Raw genomic sequence first — 16,755 nt, forward strand, 5'->3', positions numbered from 1 at the left:
GCATTTCCTGCCTGTGGCTAGAACTGCCTAACGGGAAGATAATGAAGGCATAGCACGGCAAGCAGAGCTCGTGCTGATGTTCTGAGCATCGACGCAAGGTTGGCGGCCCTGCTTGTGTGGTGAGGAACTCCGATGTCGTTGTCGGAAGAAGAACGCAGGAGCTTGGAAGAGCTGGAGCGGGATCTCGCTTCAACGGATCCCGATCTCGCCTATGAGCTGAAGTCAGGCCGCCCACGAGGCGCGCTGGCGCGTGCTGTTCTGGGCACTCTTGCCGTCTTGGCCGGTTTCGTGATGGTTATCGCCGGGATCATTAGCCAGCTGGTCATTTTGGGCGTGCTGGGGTTCCTGTTGGCCAGCGGCGGCGCTTACTGGCTCTTTGCCGGGAAGTCGCTACGGAGACGGATACAACGGCACGACGACGACCCTGCACCGTAGCGGGTCCGGCACCTTTGGTGGCGTGACTAGGGAACCGGGGGCACCGGCGGCTGGACCGGGGTCTCCGGCTGCTTGGCTGGCTCAGGTTCGCCCGGGGGCATCATCATGCGCCAAGCAAAGACTGCGCCCGCACCCACCAGGGCCGCAACGATGGCGGTAAACCATACGGCACGGCCGGAGCTGCGTTGAGTTGTCTTCCGGCTGAGCGCTTGGGTTGCCTTCTTCACTGCTCTGGTTGCGGTGCGTTTAGCTTCCTTGGCAGCCTTCTTGTTACCGGTCAAAGTGAGCATGACGCCATGCACCACGGACGGCACATCGGCATGGTTGATCCGGGCCAATGCCCACCTCACCACCGCATCCGTCTGGGACGACGTGCCCTCAGCTGCATGCGTTACCCACTCCCGTGCCAGATCCTGGGCGGCGGGGATGATGGTTTGCGCTTTGTACATGCCGAACCCCTCACGTAGTTAGATGGCTTGGTGCCAGCCTACGCCGGAGCCGCTGCGACCAACAGGTGCCCCCGGCGTGCGCTCCTTCCCGGGTACTCCTGCCTGAGCCCCGGCGCGGCCTAGCCATCACGCGGCCGCTCCGGGACCACATTGGCCGGGAGGTGGGGTAACTGGGAAGGAACGTCGAGTATCAGTTCCGGATTACTGCTGCCAACTCCACCGGGTTTTCAAGCCCGGCCCACGTGCCGTTCAGGGTCAGCTCGCTGTGCAGTTCCGGGGCAGCGGCCGAGTTGGCGGAAGCGTCCGCTGCCACGTCCACTACCCGCGCCACCTTCAAGCGAAGCTCGCCGGCATCAATGATGGTCACGCCGCTGCCGGATACCGGCGCCGAGGCACTCAGGGTGGGGAAACCGCCGTCGAGCTTTCCGCTGCCCTTCACCGTGACCGTGCTGGGCCGGGGCTCCGGTTCACCGTCCACAAACTGTTCCGCCTCCTGCTGGCCGGTGAGGATTGCGGTGGCGAGAGCCTTGACGTAGACGGGATCGGCGCAGGCGTCGTACACCCAGCGCTTGCCGAGGACGGAGTGGTCCATGGTTCCGAGCAGCCACTCCTCAGCTCCGGCCAGTTCGTAGCCGCGGTAGCTGAGGGGGACTTGGTAGATGCGGTCGCCGGCGGTGACCACATGGGTCTCGAGGCCCACCTCGCCAGCGGGATCGTCAAAGCGGTAGGCGCCGATGAGCTCCGGGGAGCCATCCTGGATGAACCAAGGCTGCTTTGGGAGGTAGTCAGCGATGAGTTCGAGCTTGGAAGGGGACAGGGTTGCCTTGTGAATGATCGCCATGGTCCCAGCCTAGGGCAGGGCACTGTGACCTCGACTACCGGCCGCTGCGCCCTGCCCTGGCAAACTAATGCGTTGGAACGCCGTCTACGAAGGTGGTCAGCACTGAGGTTCCGGCAAGCTCCTCCGGGGTAATCCGCAAGGGATCCCCCTCGAATACGGTGAGGTCGGCGAGCTTGCCCACACTGATTGTTCCCGATGTCGCGCCTAAGCCTGCTGCAGCGGCAGCATGGGTGGTGTAACCCTCAAGGGCCATGAGCGCCGTGAGGGCCTGCTCGGGCTGTACGGGTGCAGCGCCGGGCGTTTCCACCGGCCGGCGCAGAATGGAATCTGCCATCATGGCCCTGGGGTCGTACGGGGTGATGGGCCAGTCGGAGCCGAGCGCCACCGTGACTCCGGCGTCGCGGAGGTCGCGGCACCGCCATCCGCGGGCCGCCCTTTCGGGCCCCAACCGAACGGACCAATTGTCGCTCCGGTCCGCGCGGGTGTGGTGGGTCCCGTGGATGGGTTGCATGCTCGCGGCCACTCCGAGTTGGGCAAAGCGGTTCACCAGATCGTCAGGGATGGTTTCTATGTGCTCGATCCTGTGCGCCGCTAAATGCCGCGCATCGCCGGATGCCTCAAGCGCTTCGAGAACATACCGAACGCCCTGGTCGCCAATGGCATGGGTGGCTGTGGGAATTCCGCGCTCCACAAAGAACCTCAGCGCCTTCTGGAAGTCCTCGGGGTCGGTCCACACCGATTCATGGTTCTCGCCATACACGTCCGGCTGTTCCAGCCAGGCCGAACCGTTGTCGATGGTGCCATCGATGAAGAACTTGACCCCTTCCACCCGCCACCGTCTTCCGCCCATGCCCTGCATCGCAGCCACTTCTTCGAGCTCGTGCAGCGAAGCGCCGGCATTGACCATGGGGGAGAAGCGCAGCCGAAGCGGAAGCTCACCGTGAGTCTCCAAGTGGGTGGCCAATTCGGCAGAACCCTCAGCGAAATCCATCACGTGAGTGGAAGCGATTCCGACGGCGGCCATTCCGGTCAGCAGGGTACGGAGCCTTTCGGCCCGGACCTCGAAGGCTTCCTGCGGGATCACTCTCGTCACCAGCTCCATGGCGCTGAACTCGACGAGGTACCCGGTGGGCGAGTCGTCGTCGTCGACGTCTATCAGTGACTCGTCCGGAAAGTCGACCGGACCCGTGATTCCGGCGGCGGCCAAGGCCGCTGTGTTGACAATGGCGGAGTGGCCGTCCCGCATACGCAGAAACATTGGCACCGGGCCCGTGGCGTCGTCGAAGAGCCGGCCGTTGAAGCCGATATCCGTGAAGAGGTTCGGATCCAGGCCCCAACCGTTGACCCATTCGCCTTGTTTGGCGGCGGCGGCTGCGTCCGCGATGATCCGTTGCACTTCCTCAAGGGGACCCAGGTCCGTCAACTGCACGCCACGGGCCAGATCCAGTCCAAAAACAACATGAGTGTGGCTGTCGTTCAAGCCCGGGACGATCGTCGCGTCGCCGTAGTCGAGCACGGTGGTGTTGGGTCCCCGGTACGGCTCCAGGTCCGGGAAGGAACCGACGGCGGCAATCCGGCCGTCTTTGATGGCAAGGGCGGTGGCGGCGGGCGCGTTCGGGTCCAGGGTGTGGATCCGGCGTGCCAGGACAATGGTGTCCGCGGCCATCACGTCAGTGCTCCTTGGCTTACGGGTTCCTTCTTCTTCAGCCCTTTGAAGAGCGCGTCAACGCGGTCTTGTTCTGCGGCAGGGGCAGGTTTGGCGAGTGAGACCGCAAGGTAGACGGCAAGGTTGACGATCAACCCAGCTACCCCGGACGTCAGTCCGCCAAGCCACGGAATGGACAGCGGGCTCGGATACATGAGTTCCAGTACCGCGGCCACCAGGATTCCCGAAACCATTGCGGAGTTGGCGGCTGCAGCTGTACCCCGTCGCCAGAAGATTCCGAGCAGGAGGGTAGGGGCTAGCTGACAGATGGCCTGGTAGGACACGAAAGCGACCACGATCAGCCCGGAGACTTGGTTCGCCATCAGCAGAGCAGCGCCAGCGGAGATAAGCGTGATGGCGGCGACAGCGATCTTTGCGCCCTTTGCGGATTCAATGCGCTCTTGTTTGCGAACGCCGATCACGTCGTTGGCCAACTGGGTGCCTACGGCCTGCAAGTTGGCTCCAACGTTGCCCATGGTGGCGGCCACAACGCACACGCCAGCGATGGCAACCATGCCTGCTCCACCGATTCCGGCCAGGATGAACCACACGGTATCGGGGGCGTCGGAAACACCCGGGACGCTGGTGGCCAGCAGGCACACCGTGGTGAGCGCGGCGGAGAACAGGAACATGATCGGTGCTGCCTGGACGGCGGACTTCTGTACCGTTTTGGGGGTCTTGACGCTGAACATGCGAACAAAGAGGTCGGGCCAGCACCAGGCGCCCATCATTCCCGTGAAGATCAGGGAGAACAGGTAGAACGGGCCCGCCGCGCTGCCGGGACCGGGCAGTTGGAGCAGGCTGGGCGAAACCTCGTTGAAACCATGGCCGTTGGTGATGAGCCACACCAAGAGCCCGAGGATCACCAGGAAGCCGACGCCGTAGGCAAAAATCCCTTGAACCATGTCGCTGATGATGAGTCCGCGGGTGCCAAGCTTCACGGTCCAGATCTGGCGTGCGGCGATGAAAAGCACACCGATCACCACTGCGACGTAGGGGGACACCTGCCCGAAGGAGAGAGTGGAGAAGACAAGGCCCAGGGACTGCATGCCCAGGACAACCCATGGAATTGAGGCCAGGACGCCGATGAGGGCTGCGATGACCCGGACCGAGCGGGAGTTGTACCTCAGGCCGAGCAGGTCTGCCTGGGTTCGGAGATCGTGGATGCGGCCCCATTTGTTCACAGGCGTGCCAAGGAAGAACATCAGCACCACGCTGAGCAGTGAGTAGGACAGGGAGTAGAAGCCGATAGCGCCGGCACTGGCAGTCAGGCCGGCGAAGGAAATGAACATGGTGCCGGCCAGCCAGGTGTTGAGGAACGCCATGGTGCCGAACCAAGAATTGAATGAGCGGCCGCCGGTGGCGTATTCGCTCATGGATTTGTCCACGCGCCGGCCGCGGCTCATGACAGCCACCACCAGCACGGTGAACAGGAGGATGGCTCCGTAACCAATCAGCATGTTCATCGCGTTTCCTCCTCGTCGGTATCCCGTGTCATCCACAGGCCAAAGAGGGACAGGGTCACCAAGGCGTTGGCTACGAGGAAATACCAGATGGTGGATTGGCCGTCGCTGAACAACCAGTGCACGGGTGGGGCGAGCAGGAGCAGGATATCGATCGCGAAGATCGTCCTGCGGACGTGGCTTCGGCGGTCCGAAGTCAGGACAGCTTGGGACATTTGGGGATCCATTCCTCCGGGCGTCGTTGGCCGGATGTAAGCGAAGGAGATATTTGCGGGAACGTTCCCGCAAATAAAAGTGTGGGACGTCACAACAGCAATGTCAAGAGGTTCCCCAAGATCCGGGAAGCGCCATCACCGGGCTGCCGCCTAGGATGAGGTCATGGTGAGAACCCGGGCAACAATCATGGACATCGCGCGCGAACTCGGCCTGTCCAAGACCACCGTCTCCAGCGCTTTGAGTGGCTCCGGCCGTATCTCCGATGAGAAGCGCGAGCTCATTCAGGAAGCCGCTGACCGCCTTGGCTACGTCACCAACCGCGCCGCACGCAGTCTGCGCGTGAACCGGATCGGCGCCATCGGGCTCCACATACCACCGGTCGCCCGCAGCCTGGCGTTCTATATGGACTTCGCTTTCGGAGTCACCGAGGGCGCAGCTGCCGCGGACTACGATGTCACGCTTTTCGCGCGTGGACTAACGCCACGGATGGCCTTCCAAGTGGACGGAGTGATTGCCATCGACCCCGCCCCGGGTGAGCCCCTGGTGGCGGCCCTCCTGGCCAACGGCATCCCGACGGTAAGTGTTGGCCGCTACAACGGTCCTGGCGAGGAGCGGGTCCAAGGAACGCTTGAGGCCCACCACGCCGAACTGCAGTCCCAAGTGCTGGACCATCTCCTTGCCCGCGGGCGGCGGCGCCCTGCGCTGCTGGCCATCGACGATGCCATTGGATCATCATGGGCTGTCGATACCCGCCGGAACTACATGGAATGGTGTCTTCGGAATAGTTTGGAGCCGCGGGTGCATGAGGTTGCGGCCAATGCCAGTCCACGGGACTTGATCGCCGCCATCACTCAAGCCGTGGATATCGGCGGGGCGGATGCGCTGGTCTGTGGCGCGCAGGGTCAGGCTGCGCAGAGCCAGATCGTCTTGGAAAGCCGGGGCTTCGCTCTTGGCAAAGACCTGGATGTCGTCTCTTTCGCCGGCGCAGCCGCCCTGGAAACCGGCAATCCGCTGATCAGTTCCATTGACTTGGCGCCGCGTGCTTACGGCAAAGCGGCCACGGAATTGCTGGACGCCATCATCCAGGAGCCTGACGCTCCGCCCGTGCACCGTTGGTTCGAAGGCGCGAGCGTGCACTTGGCGAGCTGAGTCGCGCCCAGTGTCGCCTACAAGCGGGGTTTGGCAACGACGGAACCTGGGGCGGCGCCCACCATTCCCTCGACGGCGCGGGCAAGGTGCGTGCCGCGATCGTTGACACCATCCCAGCGGACCAAGGCTTGGGCGTTCAGGCCATCCACCATGCCGAGAATCTGCCAGGCGACGGCCGCGGCGTCCGAAACGTTGAACGCTCCGGTCGCGTTCCCGTCCTCGACCACTCCCTGGAAGACCTTCTGCCAAGCATCCATTTGCTCGCGGACCGAGGAGGCCAGGGTTTCGTTGCGGCGTCCCAAGGTCCAGACCTCCACCCAGATTGCCGTGACGTCCAGCCTGCTGTTGTCCAAAAGGGTGTCCACCAAGAGGGCGAGTCGTTCCGACGGTCCCGGTTGCAGGCTCAGCAAGCCTGCCACTTCCTGTGTTTCCGCAGCCACGATGGTGGCGAAAGTGCTGGACACGAGCGCGTCCATGTTGGGTTGGTAGTGCGCCACCAAGCCTGAAGCGACTCCTACCCGGGCGGCTACATTGCGCAGTGTCAGAGCTGTAAGCCCGGCCTCGAGTGCGATCTCGCGGGCGGCCTCTGTGATTTCTGCGGCGCGCTCTGCCGGTGACTTTCGGACCGCGCGCTTCTGTGGAGTGCTTGACATCAATGACCAGTCTAGATTACCTTTTCAGCATTGTTGATCGTGTGATCAACAAGAGATTTGCACTGAAGACGAAGGAGTCACCCATGGCTTGGAGAATGCCGGCCGAAACCGCACCGCATGAGCGCACTTGGATGGCGTTCCCCCGCACCGGCCTGACCCTTGGCCACGACGCCGCCTCCGCCGAAGAGGCCTACGCGGCCTGGACCGCCGTCGCCCATGCGGTAGCCGAATTCGAACCTGTCACCATGGTGGTGGACCCGAGCGAGCGCCAGCGCGCCGCCCGCATGCTGGGCAGCGGCATCGAACAGATCGAGGCACCGTTGGACGAGTTCTGGATGCGCGACGTCGGACCCACCTTCGTCCTCGACGACGAACGTCCCGGCGTGCTTGGCGCCGTGGACTGGATCTTCAACGGCTGGGGTGCTCCGGCGTGGTCCGAGTGGCAGAAGAGCGCCGGAATGGCCCGCTTCGTCGCCGGGAAGGCGGGCGCAGAGCTGGTCAGCTCGCTGCTGGTCAACGAAGGTGGCGCCATCCACGTGGACGGCGAAGGAACCGTGCTGGTCACCGAAACCGTGCAGCTGGATCCGGGCCGGAATCCCTATGCCGACAAAGCGGCAGTCGAAGCCGAACTGGCCCGCACCATCGGAGCCACCAAGGTCATTTGGGTACCCCGCGGACTGACCCGCGACTACGAGGACCTGGGCACGCGCGGCCACATCGACATGGTGGCCACCCTGCCCACCCCCGGCCGTATCCTGCTGCATTCCCAGACCAACCCGGAGCACCCGGACTACGAGGTCAGCCGCACGCTCCAGGCATTCCTGGAAACCCAGACGGATGCAGCGGACAAGCCGTTCGAGATTGTGCCGCTGCCTGCGCCGGAAACTTTGCGCGACGAAGACGGCTTTGTGGACTGGAGCTACGTCAACCACCTGGTGGTCAATGGTGGCGTCATCGCCTGTGGCTACGGTGAAGAACGTGCCGATTCCCTCGCGGCCGAGATCCTGGCCGAAGCCTACCCCGGCCGCCGCGTGGTCACCGTGGACGCCCGGCCGATCCTGGCCCGCGGTGGCGGCATCCACTGCATCACCCAGCAGCAGCCGCGCCTCAGTGGAGCACAACGCGCTGGAGGTGCAGCGTAATGGCTCGGTTCGACGTCGTAGAAGCGTCCATCGCGCAGTTGCGCGCTGCGCTCGAATCGGGCGAGGTGACCAGCGAGGAACTCACCCAGGCATACCTTGACCGTATCGGTGCCTACGATCGCAACGGCATCAAACTCAACGCCTTGGTGGTCATGAACCCCGATGCTTTGGCGGACGCCCGGGCCTCAGATGAACGACGGGCGAAGGGCGCGGTGCGGGGGCCGCTGGACGGGATCCCCTACACAGCCAAGGACAGCTACTTGGCCAAGGGGCTTACGGCAGCTGCAGGTTCGCCGGCCTTTGAGCACTTGGTAGCGCAGAGCGATGCCTTCACCATTGAACGACTCCGCGACGCCGGAGCGGTGCTGCTCGGCCTGACCAACATGCCGCCGATGGCCAATGGCGGAATGCAGCGCGGTGTGTACGGACGTGCTGAAAGCCCGTACAACGCTGAGTACCTGACGGCAGCCTTCGGTTCCGGCTCCTCCAACGGTTCCGGAACCGCGACGGCGGCCAGCTTCGCGGCCTTCGGCCTGGGTGAGGAGACCTGGTCGAGTGGCCGCGCACCGGCGTCGAACAATGCTCTTTGCGCCTACACGCCCTCGCGCGGTGTCATCTCGGTGCGCGGCAACTGGCCGCTGGTACCCACCATGGACGTCGTAGTCCCGCACACGCGCACCATGGCGGACATGCTGGAACTGCTGGATGTCATTGTTGCCGATGACGCTGAGACGCGCGGTGATTTTTGGCGCGCGCAGCCGTGGGTTCAGCTCCCGAAATCGTCCGAGGTCCGCCCGGAGTCCTACCTGACGCTTGCCGTGGAAGACGCCGACGGCGGGCAGCTGGCATTGCGGGGCAAGCGCTTCGGGGTGCCGCGCATGTATATCAACGCAGACCCGGACGCCGGGACCAGCGAGCAGCCGGGCATCGGTGGCCCCACCGGGCAGCGCATCGAGACGCGGGCTTCCGTGATTGACCTGTGGGAAGCCGCCAAGCGGGACCTTGAGTCCGCTGGCGCTGAAGTAGTGCTGGTGGACTTCCCCGTGGTCTCAAATTACGAAGGCGACCGACCGGGAGCACGCACGATTGCCACTCGCGGCTTGGTCAGCACCGAGTACCTCAAACGTGAAATCGAGGACCTTTCGGCCTGGGCATGGGACGACTTCCTGCGCGCCAACGGTGATCCCGCCCTCAACAGGCTTGCCGATGTGGACGGCGCTGCGATCTTCCCGCACCCGAAGGGCGCCCTGGCAGACCGCTACACCGGATTCGACGACCACATCTCCGCTTATCCCCGGCATGTCCGCGAATACGGCGTATCCCGCTTCACCGAGATCCCCGAGTTGGAAGGCGGAGTGCGCGGCCTGGAGGAGACCCGGCGCATTGACCTCGAGGAGTGGATGGACGGGCTCGGACTGGACGCAGTCCTGTTCCCGGCGGCTGCGGATGTGGGTCCTGCCGACATGGACGTCAACCCTGCGTCCGCGGACCTGGGCTGGCGCAACGGCGTGTGGGTGGCCAACGGCAACCTCGTTCCCAGGCACCTGGGCATCCCCACCGTTACCGTACCGATGGGAACCATGGCGGATATTGGCATGCCCGTGGGCCTCACCTTCGCCGGCCGCGCGTACGATGACACGGCCTTGTTGACGCTGGCTGCCGCCTTCGAAGCAACGGGTTCGCGGCGGACCACGCCACCCCGTACGCCCGCGCTGTAGCTTTGCTTATGCCAGCGTTCCTGCCCGGTTGCTTTCCCGCTGTCACCGTAAGAAGGCTCCGACACCTGCGGGTCGTTGTCGTTTTGTGCCCGACGGGGGAACTAACCGGGGAGGAACGCGGACGCCGATGCGTGGCCGGGCCCCGGCTCTGATTACAATCAAAGGGACGTCGACCACTGAGGGAACCATGAAGAAACTCACCACTGTCCTGATCGCTGCCGGGCTTATTGCCTCGGCATCCGCCTGTTCCGCGCAGCAGCAGCTGACCACCGCGGAAACCTGTGACCGCGTTGGCGTCGCCGCAGCCAGTATTCCGCAGAACCCGAGCCAGACGGCCTCGAACCGCGCAGCCAACGCCATCAGGCCCATCGAACCGGTGGCGTCCACCGAGATGAAGCCTGTAGTTACAGCCATCCTTGAGTACCTGGACGAGCAGGCCAAGGAAGAACCGAACGAAGCAAAGATGGGCGAGCTTACGTCGGCCTTCCAGGAAGCCGGCGCCAAGTTCGGCGAACTGTGCCGCGGCTAATGACGCCCGCGGCCTAGCCGAACTTAAGTGTGAAGGGGACCGGTTGATCAACCGGTCCCCTTTTGCATGCCAACCCTCTCTCACTTCCCAGCCCTTATAGCGGGACGCTCTCTCACTCTTCTGAGAAGAGTGAGAGAGGGATCGGCTCAAGGGCGTGGGATGTGAGAGAGGGACGCGGCCCTCGTAGTTGCAGTCGAAGTCCACGTAGATGGAGCCCCAGCCTTTGTCGGCCTTCTCCTGCTTGTAGGTGTCCTCCACGGGCTGCCAGAACACCCATGCGTCGGGCTCGAGTGCGCTGGTCATTGACCATGCGGCCTGCGATGCCCAGTCCGTTGGTGATGTTGGAGCGGTCCCAGCCGCTGGTGGAATCGCCGAGCGCCGGGCTGCGATTCAGTGACCGGCTTTCGAAAAGGCCGGGCAAGGCGCCACTATGAGCCTCTTGAAGCGGCAACAAGGCACTCGAACACGCTCGGTCGTGGTCAATCAGAAGTGGTCGCAGGTGTAACCCTTTGTGAGGTCCTCCAGTCTGGGTGTATAGATGTATACAAGTACACTTCCTAGCCGAGGCGGCGCTATATGGCGGATCCACAACCACGCAACACAGGGGCACATCTTGTCTACGGCGAACTGAAACGTCAGATTCTTAGCCTTGAGCTCAAACCGGGTGAGCGCATCTACGAGCCCGCCATGGCCACGGCCCTTCAGGTCAGCCGGACGCCCCTTCGTGAGGCTATCCGTCGCCTGATTTCGGAGAGCTTGCTCGAGCAGCAACCCACCGGGGGAGTGATGGTGCCGGCGCTGGATGAGAAGGCGATTTCAGAGCTTTACGATGTCCGCGCTGCCTTGGAATCCCTGATGGCACGGGAAGCGTGCGCCAATGCGAGTGCCGCGGATCTTGAAGAACTTCGGGGGATCGTGGCCCGCAACGCTGCGATGGTTCAGTTCGCTGATGAAGCCATGAAATACGGGGTTGCCCTGCACGCCGCCATCGCCAGGATCGCCGGAAACTCCTGGGCCCAACGCTTTCATGGGCAGATCGGAAGCCACGTTGAACGCTACCGGTACTTCACCAATAACGCCCCCGAACGTCGCGATGAAGCACTCGCCAATCACCGGCTCCTCGTCGAGGCCATTGCATCCAAGGATCCGGAAAAGGCCGCGAAGATTGCCTTCGACCACGTCATCGGCGCGCGTGATGAGACACTGCGAGTCATCTCAGGCACTGGCCTTGTGGTCGAATGATCGGCGAACTCGGACGGCGTTCATCCACCGCACTCCTCGTCCACTCGGCGCTCATCCAAGCAGTGACGTTCCTGGTCCGGCCCGCCACCACGTACCGCGCACTTGAACTGGACGTCCCTGGATTCGCGCTGGGCCTTCTCGCCGCGAGCTATGCGGTGTTTCCCTTGTTACTCGCCTTGCCCATCGGCGGGCTGGTGGACCGCCTGGGTGAGCGTCGGCTGATGGCGATCGGGTCCGCCGTCGTTCTGGGCTGTTCTGCGTTCCTGCTGTTCTGGGGGACCTCAGTCCCGGCACTCGTGGCCGGGACAGCGCTTCTGGGAGCGGGTCAGTTGGCCTGCGTGGTGGGGCAACAGGCTGTGGTGGCGAACAATGCGGCGTCGTCGCGGCTGGACTCTGCCTTCGGGTACCTGACCTTCGCCGCATCGCTGGGGCAAGCCTTGGGACCGCTGGCCATTTCCATAGTGGGCGGTGCTTCTGTTCGCCCGAACACGCAGGCAATCTTCCTGCTTGCGACGGCAATGAGCTTGGTGCTGTTCCTGACAACATTTGTTATCTCCGCCAAGGTCAGCCGCAGGAGGCGCACCTCCAAGGGCGGGCCGAAGGGCAGTGCGGTCTCGCTCCTCCGGACCCCGGGTGTGGTCCGCGCGTTGGCAACCAGCGCCACTGTCCTGGCAGTGGTGGACTTGACGGTCGTGTACCTGCCTGCACTCGGCGCGGAACGTGGCCTGACCGCTGCAACCGTAGGCCTCATGCTGACCGTCCGCGCCCTGTTTTCCATGGTTTCCCGGCTGGGACTTGGCAGCATGTCCCGCAAACTGGGCCGGATGAAGCTGCTGATCCTCAGCCTGGCCATCTCCACAGTTGCCCTCGGCGTGGCAGCCATTCCGATGCCGGAGTGGTTGCTGTTCGTCGTGATGGCGTTCCTCGGCCTTGGCCTCGGGATAGGCCAACCACTAACCATGTCCTGGCTCTCGGCGCAAGCACCCGAAGGCCAACGCGGGCGGGCGCTGGCCTTACGGTTGGCCGGAAACAGGGTGGGGCAGGTGGTCCTGCCCAGCGCTATCGGCGTTGTGGCGGTGGGCCTCGGCGCAGCGGGTGTGTTCCTGGCATCCGCGGTTGCCGTGGGCGGAACCATGTTGTTGTTGCGGGGCGTACGGCTGGACGACTAGCCAAGCAAATATTTTCCACTTAGCCGTCATCTTCCGCCCGCTCCCCACACTGCTAGTTAAGCGGAAAGTGAGGGGGGCAGTTCTCAGTGGAGGAAAGCACTGTGGTCAAAATGATGGATCCGGATGCCTTGCCAGTGCGTCGCTACAAGGCGTGGGAGTATTTCCTGCCGGGCGACGAGGTGGTAGTGACAGTATCCGATGAAGGTACCCAGATCGGGGTGGTGGCGGATGTCATGCCTGATGGCAGCGGACTCTGGGTCTACCTCGACGGCATAGGACGTCGATTATTCGACGCTGCGGACGATGTGATTATTACCAGATACAGCAGCCCGGCATGAGTACTCCGAGAAGACTGGGATGTGGAGACTGAAGAGAGAATCTCTGCGCTGGAGCACAGGATCGAATACTTGGAAAGACGATTGATCTTGTTATCCGGCCCCCTTTGACAGCCCCTTACACGGTTTGCGCTGCCTACTCCGCGAACAGCGCCGCCAAATCATCAGCCGTCAATGAGCCACCGGCCAAGGCATCGCCTTCCATCACATCCGCGAACAGCTGTGACTTCTTGGCCTTCAACGCCATGACCTTCTCTTCGATGGTGTCCTTCGCCACCAGTCGGTACACCATCACGTTCCTGGCCTGCCCAATGCGGTGTGTGCGGTCCACGGCCTGGGCTTCGGACGCCGGGTTCCACCACGGATCCAACAGGAACACGTAGTCGGCCTCGGTCAGGTTGAGCCCGAAGCCACCGGCCTTCAGCGAAATCAGGAACACCGGAGCGGCGCCGTTCTTGAACTCGCTCACCACATCACCACGGTTGCGGGTGCTGCCATCGAGGTAGCAGTATTCCACGCCCTCGGCATCCAGCCGTTCGCGGACCTTGCCCAGGAATCCAGTGAACTGGCTGAAAATCAGGGCGCGGTGACCCTCGGAGATAAGGTCCTCCAGCTGTTCGAACAGCACATCCAGTTTGGAGGAGCGAACACCGGACAATGACGAATCCACCAACGACGCATCCAGGCTCAGCTGCCGCAGCAACGTCAACGACTGGAAGATGGTGAACCGGTTCTTGTTCACATCATCAATCAAGCCCAGGATCTTCTGCCGTTCGCGCTGCAGGTGAGTCTGGTAAACCTTTTGGTGCCGCGGGTTCAGCACCACTTCAAGGATCTGCTCCTGCTTGGGCGGCAGATCCTTGATGACTTGCTCTTTGGTGCGGCGCATCATGAGCGGACGCACACGACGCCGGAGCTTGCCTAGTTGCGCCGAGTCGCCGTTCTTTTCAACCGGCTTTTGGTAGTTATCCGCGAACCGTTTGGGGCTCGGGAACAGGCCCGGTGCCACAATCGACGTCAGCGCCCAGAACTCCATGAGGTTGTTTTCCAGCGGCGTTCCTGTGATGGCCAGTTTGAAACGGGCCGGCAGTTTGCGCGCGCACTGGTACGCCTTGGACTGGTGGTTCTTCACGAACTGCGCTTCGTCCAGCATCAGCCCGGCCCACTGGAAGGACGCGTAGGCATCGTAATCAATGCGGAACAGCGCGTAGGAGGTAATGACGACGTCGGCGCCCGCCAACGCTTCGGCCGGTGCCATACCGCTCTTGGCAAAGGTCTCACCAACAGTCCGGACCACGAGCCCGGGAGCAAAGCGCTGCGCTTCAGCCGCCCAGTTGCTCACTACACTCGTGGGTGCGACCACCAGGAAAGGAGCCCGCGGAACCACCTCGGAAGCATCACCTTGAGCGGCGGCAGCAGTCTCCGCAGCCAGGTCCTTCGCCGCACATATCAGCGCAATGGCCTGCACGGTCTTACCCAGGCCCATGTCGTCAGCCAGCACGCCACCGAGGCTGTGCTTGTACAGGAAGCTGAGCCAGTTGAATCCCTCGAGCTGATACGGACGTAGCTCAGCGTTAAGGCCAGCCGGGAGCGGAAGCCCGGTCACGCCGTCGTCGAGCAGTCCACCAACGGCCTCACGCCAGGCTGCGGCCTGCTCATCCACAATGCCGAGTTGGGCCAGTTCGTCCCAGAGCCCGGCCTGGAAACGGCTGATCTGCAGGGTGCCGTCCTTGTTGTCCGGGTTGTCCTGCAGGGAGCGGGCTTCGTCGATCAACGCGCGGAGCTGGTGAAGGTCGGGGAGGTCCAGCGAGAAGTAGGCGCCGCTGGGCAGCAGCATGCGGCTCATTCCGGCGGCGAGCGCAGAGAACACAGCAGCGAAGGAGACGGGTTCGCCTTCCAGCGTGATCACGATGCCGAGGTCGAACCAGTCGCCGCTTGCCGTTTCCTTCGTGGAAATGGACACCACAGGCGCTTCAGCGGCCTCACGGTAGTCGGCGATGTCGCCGGACGTTTCAACCACGACGTCGGGTAGGTCCTTGAGCGCTGGCAGCACCTCTTCGGTGAACGCCAGCGTGTCCAGGCCACTGAGCTCAGCGGAGGCCGCGATGCGGGGTGCACCCCAGCCACCCGTCGCCGATTCGGCCAGTGCGGGGACCACGTCCCACGGACGTCCGAGTGACTCGAGGATCCGTGCTTCTTCAAGGTCATCGCGGTAGCCGCGGTCGTCCGGGTGGCGCCACAATGGCTGCGCGGTGACCAGGGTGCCGGATTTGTAGTGCCATTCCCAGTGCAGCCGGACCTTGTGATCGTTGCCGTAGTTGGCCAGCAGGGACAGTGTGGGGACAGCCAGCGTGGGCAGCTCCACCGATTCATCCGCGGCCTGAACGGGCGTTGACTGCCGTAGCTTCGGGTAGAACGAGGTCAGGAACCGGCTCTCATCCTCGGCCGGGATCTGAAGTGTGTCGCCCTCCATGACGAATTCCAGCAGCTCATCGCTGATGCCACCCTCAATGGGCGCAAGGGTGATGAGATTCTTCTGCTGCGGCACTCCAGGCAGGGTTTCCCCGGAATGGGTGAAGAAGATTCCGTTGGCCGGTTTGCCCAGGAAGCCCACGGATCCGGGGTCCACGGGCTCCCCGCCCAGTGTCACCGACGGCGCCAGCTGCAGGCCGCCGTCGGGCGCTTCCTGCTTTTGGGTGTCCTGGGCAGCGTCCAGCCGCGCCAAGCTGAGTCCGACGACGGCGGCCTGGGACTCAACGTGGACAGGCTCGCTACCAGCGGAGTGAATGAGCGGGATACCCGCTTTGGTGGCGTCGGCCAGAAGGGTCCAGAGGTTTTTGGCGGCGAAGTCGTTCAGGCTCAACCACATGGCACCGGACGGTTGCTGCCGGCCGTTGCTGGAACCGTGCGCGGCCAGGAAAGTCTGAAGCCATTCGACGTGGACCTCGTTGAATTCACGCCGGAAACTGACATAGCTGAGGTTGTTCCACGAGACGTCGCCGCGGATCCACTTGCCCTTGGCACCCATCATCACCGGGCGGGCTTTGAGCTGGCGGACACTGCGCATGGGGTCACGACGGCCTGTGTAGGAGAAGTGGGCCGCAGGCTCTTCCACCTCGAACTGAAGCGCGAGCGGGATGCCCGCAGCGCTCGGAGCTGTGCCGGGCTTCGTGATCAGCCTGTTGAGGGCTTGTTCCCAGGCAGGACGTGCCGACCCGCCCTGTTGGCCCGAACCCACCCTGGAGGTCTGAATTCCGGGCGCTTGGGAGAGGAGCTGGGCCCGGATGGTGGGGTGGTCTTCGGCAGTGAAGAGCAATGCGGCCACATGCTTGCAGTCCTTACGGACCGGGCAGTTGCAGATACCCACCGTGCAGCTCCAGCCGCTGGGCTTACGGACCAGTTTTGCCGACGTCGAATACGGTTGCGGACCGGTGCCGCGGACCTTGCCCATGAGGAGGCCAGTTGCCGCGTCGAAAGAGATCCCGTTCACGCGGCTGCCCATGGCATAAGCCAGTCCGGCCGCGAGCGAGCGGTCCGTGATGGCAGGAGTCTGAATGGCCAGTTCCCAGTTTTCGTCTGTGTGGGACGGCATGCGTCGGGCTACTTTCGGCAGGAGGATATCTGTTCAATCTTAGTCAGCAGAAAACGGCTCCCAAACTTCGCCCTCCGTTAACCTCTTCCTCGATTGCCGCGCCGCTCCCGCGCGTAC

15 protein-coding genes are annotated in these 16,755 nt (G+C 63.4%); 8 read left to right on the forward strand and 7 right to left on the reverse strand.

What is annotated here, in order from left to right:
* Positions 1-132: 132 nt before the first annotated feature.
* Positions 133-435, forward strand: a complete 303-nt coding sequence (locus tag J3A64_RS21550; protein ID WP_011776196.1) for a DUF3040 domain-containing protein — start codon at positions 133-135, stop codon at positions 433-435.
* 26 nt (positions 436-461) lie between these two features.
* Here J3A64_RS21550 and J3A64_RS21555 read toward each other — a convergent pair whose 3' ends face one another.
* The 5 genes from J3A64_RS21555 to J3A64_RS21575 form a co-directional block, all read right to left on the reverse strand.
* Positions 462-884 carry a hypothetical protein gene (locus J3A64_RS21555; RefSeq protein ID WP_014922856.1) on the reverse strand — a complete coding sequence of 141 codons (423 nt, stop codon included), beginning with the start codon at positions 882-884 and terminating at the stop codon, positions 462-464.
* 190 nt (positions 885-1,074) lie between these two features.
* Positions 1,075-1,725, reverse strand: a complete 651-nt coding sequence (locus J3A64_RS21560; RefSeq protein ID WP_210065795.1) for a hypothetical protein — start codon at positions 1,723-1,725, stop codon at positions 1,075-1,077.
* A gap of 64 nt (positions 1,726-1,789) precedes the next feature.
* Complete coding sequence (locus J3A64_RS21565) at positions 1,790-3,391, reverse strand: amidohydrolase (RefSeq protein WP_210065797.1); 1,602 nt, start codon at positions 3,389-3,391, stop codon at positions 1,790-1,792.
* Positions 3,391-4,896 (reverse strand): sodium:solute symporter, encoded by a 1,506-nt coding sequence (locus J3A64_RS21570; protein WP_210065799.1) that lies wholly within the window; start codon positions 4,894-4,896, stop codon positions 3,391-3,393. The genes J3A64_RS21565 and J3A64_RS21570 overlap by 1 nt, the downstream gene beginning before the upstream one ends.
* Positions 4,893-5,108: a hypothetical protein gene (locus J3A64_RS21575; protein ID WP_017200006.1), complete on the reverse strand. Its 216-nt coding sequence runs from the start codon at positions 5,106-5,108 to the stop codon at positions 4,893-4,895. The genes J3A64_RS21570 and J3A64_RS21575 overlap by 4 nt, the downstream gene beginning before the upstream one ends.
* Positions 5,109-5,271: 163 nt before the next feature.
* Between J3A64_RS21575 and J3A64_RS21580 the strand changes: the two genes are divergently transcribed.
* Positions 5,272-6,258 carry a LacI family DNA-binding transcriptional regulator gene (locus J3A64_RS21580; RefSeq protein ID WP_210065801.1) on the forward strand — a complete coding sequence of 329 codons (987 nt, stop codon included), beginning with the start codon at positions 5,272-5,274 and terminating at the stop codon, positions 6,256-6,258.
* A 17-nt stretch (positions 6,259-6,275) separates the two neighbouring features.
* Here J3A64_RS21580 and J3A64_RS21585 read toward each other — a convergent pair whose 3' ends face one another.
* Positions 6,276-6,911, reverse strand: coding sequence for a TetR/AcrR family transcriptional regulator (locus J3A64_RS21585; protein WP_210065803.1), 636 nt, complete (start codon positions 6,909-6,911; stop codon positions 6,276-6,278).
* An 83-nt stretch (positions 6,912-6,994) separates the two neighbouring features.
* Here J3A64_RS21585 and J3A64_RS21590 point away from each other — a divergent pair, with 83 nt between their 5' ends.
* The 6 genes from J3A64_RS21590 (at position 6,995) to J3A64_RS21615 (ending at position 13,049) form a co-directional block, all read left to right on the forward strand.
* Entirely contained in the window at positions 6,995-8,053 is a 1,059-nt protein-coding gene (locus J3A64_RS21590) for an agmatine/peptidylarginine deiminase (RefSeq protein WP_210065805.1), read from the forward strand.
* Positions 8,053-9,771, forward strand: coding sequence for an amidase (locus J3A64_RS21595; protein ID WP_210065807.1), 1,719 nt, complete (start codon positions 8,053-8,055; stop codon positions 9,769-9,771). Before J3A64_RS21590 ends, J3A64_RS21595 begins: the two co-directional genes overlap by 1 nt.
* A 187-nt stretch (positions 9,772-9,958) precedes the next feature.
* Positions 9,959-10,300 (forward strand): hypothetical protein, encoded by a 342-nt coding sequence (locus J3A64_RS21600; protein ID WP_014922851.1) that lies wholly within the window; start codon positions 9,959-9,961, stop codon positions 10,298-10,300.
* Positions 10,301-10,876: 576 nt separating this feature from the next.
* A complete protein-coding gene (locus J3A64_RS21605) occupies positions 10,877-11,542 on the forward strand; it encodes a GntR family transcriptional regulator (protein ID WP_014922849.1) in 666 nt (221 codons plus the stop codon).
* Positions 11,539-12,711, forward strand: coding sequence for an MFS transporter (locus J3A64_RS21610; protein ID WP_210065809.1), 1,173 nt, complete (start codon positions 11,539-11,541; stop codon positions 12,709-12,711). Before J3A64_RS21605 ends, J3A64_RS21610 begins: the two co-directional genes overlap by 4 nt.
* A gap of 86 nt (positions 12,712-12,797) precedes the next feature.
* On the forward strand, positions 12,798-13,049 hold the full coding sequence (locus J3A64_RS21615) for a hypothetical protein (RefSeq protein WP_210065811.1): 252 nt from the start codon (positions 12,798-12,800) through the stop codon (positions 13,047-13,049).
* A gap of 133 nt (positions 13,050-13,182) precedes the next feature.
* Here J3A64_RS21615 and J3A64_RS21620 read toward each other — a convergent pair whose 3' ends face one another.
* A complete protein-coding gene (locus J3A64_RS21620; RefSeq protein ID WP_210065813.1) occupies positions 13,183-16,638 on the reverse strand; it encodes a DEAD/DEAH box helicase in 3,456 nt (1,151 codons plus the stop codon).
* Positions 16,639-16,755 lie beyond the last annotated feature (117 nt).

The organism is Pseudarthrobacter sp. PvP004 (assembly GCF_017876035.1).
In the GTDB taxonomy this organism is placed as follows: Bacteria; Actinomycetota; Actinomycetes; order Actinomycetales; family Micrococcaceae; genus Arthrobacter; species Arthrobacter aurescens_A.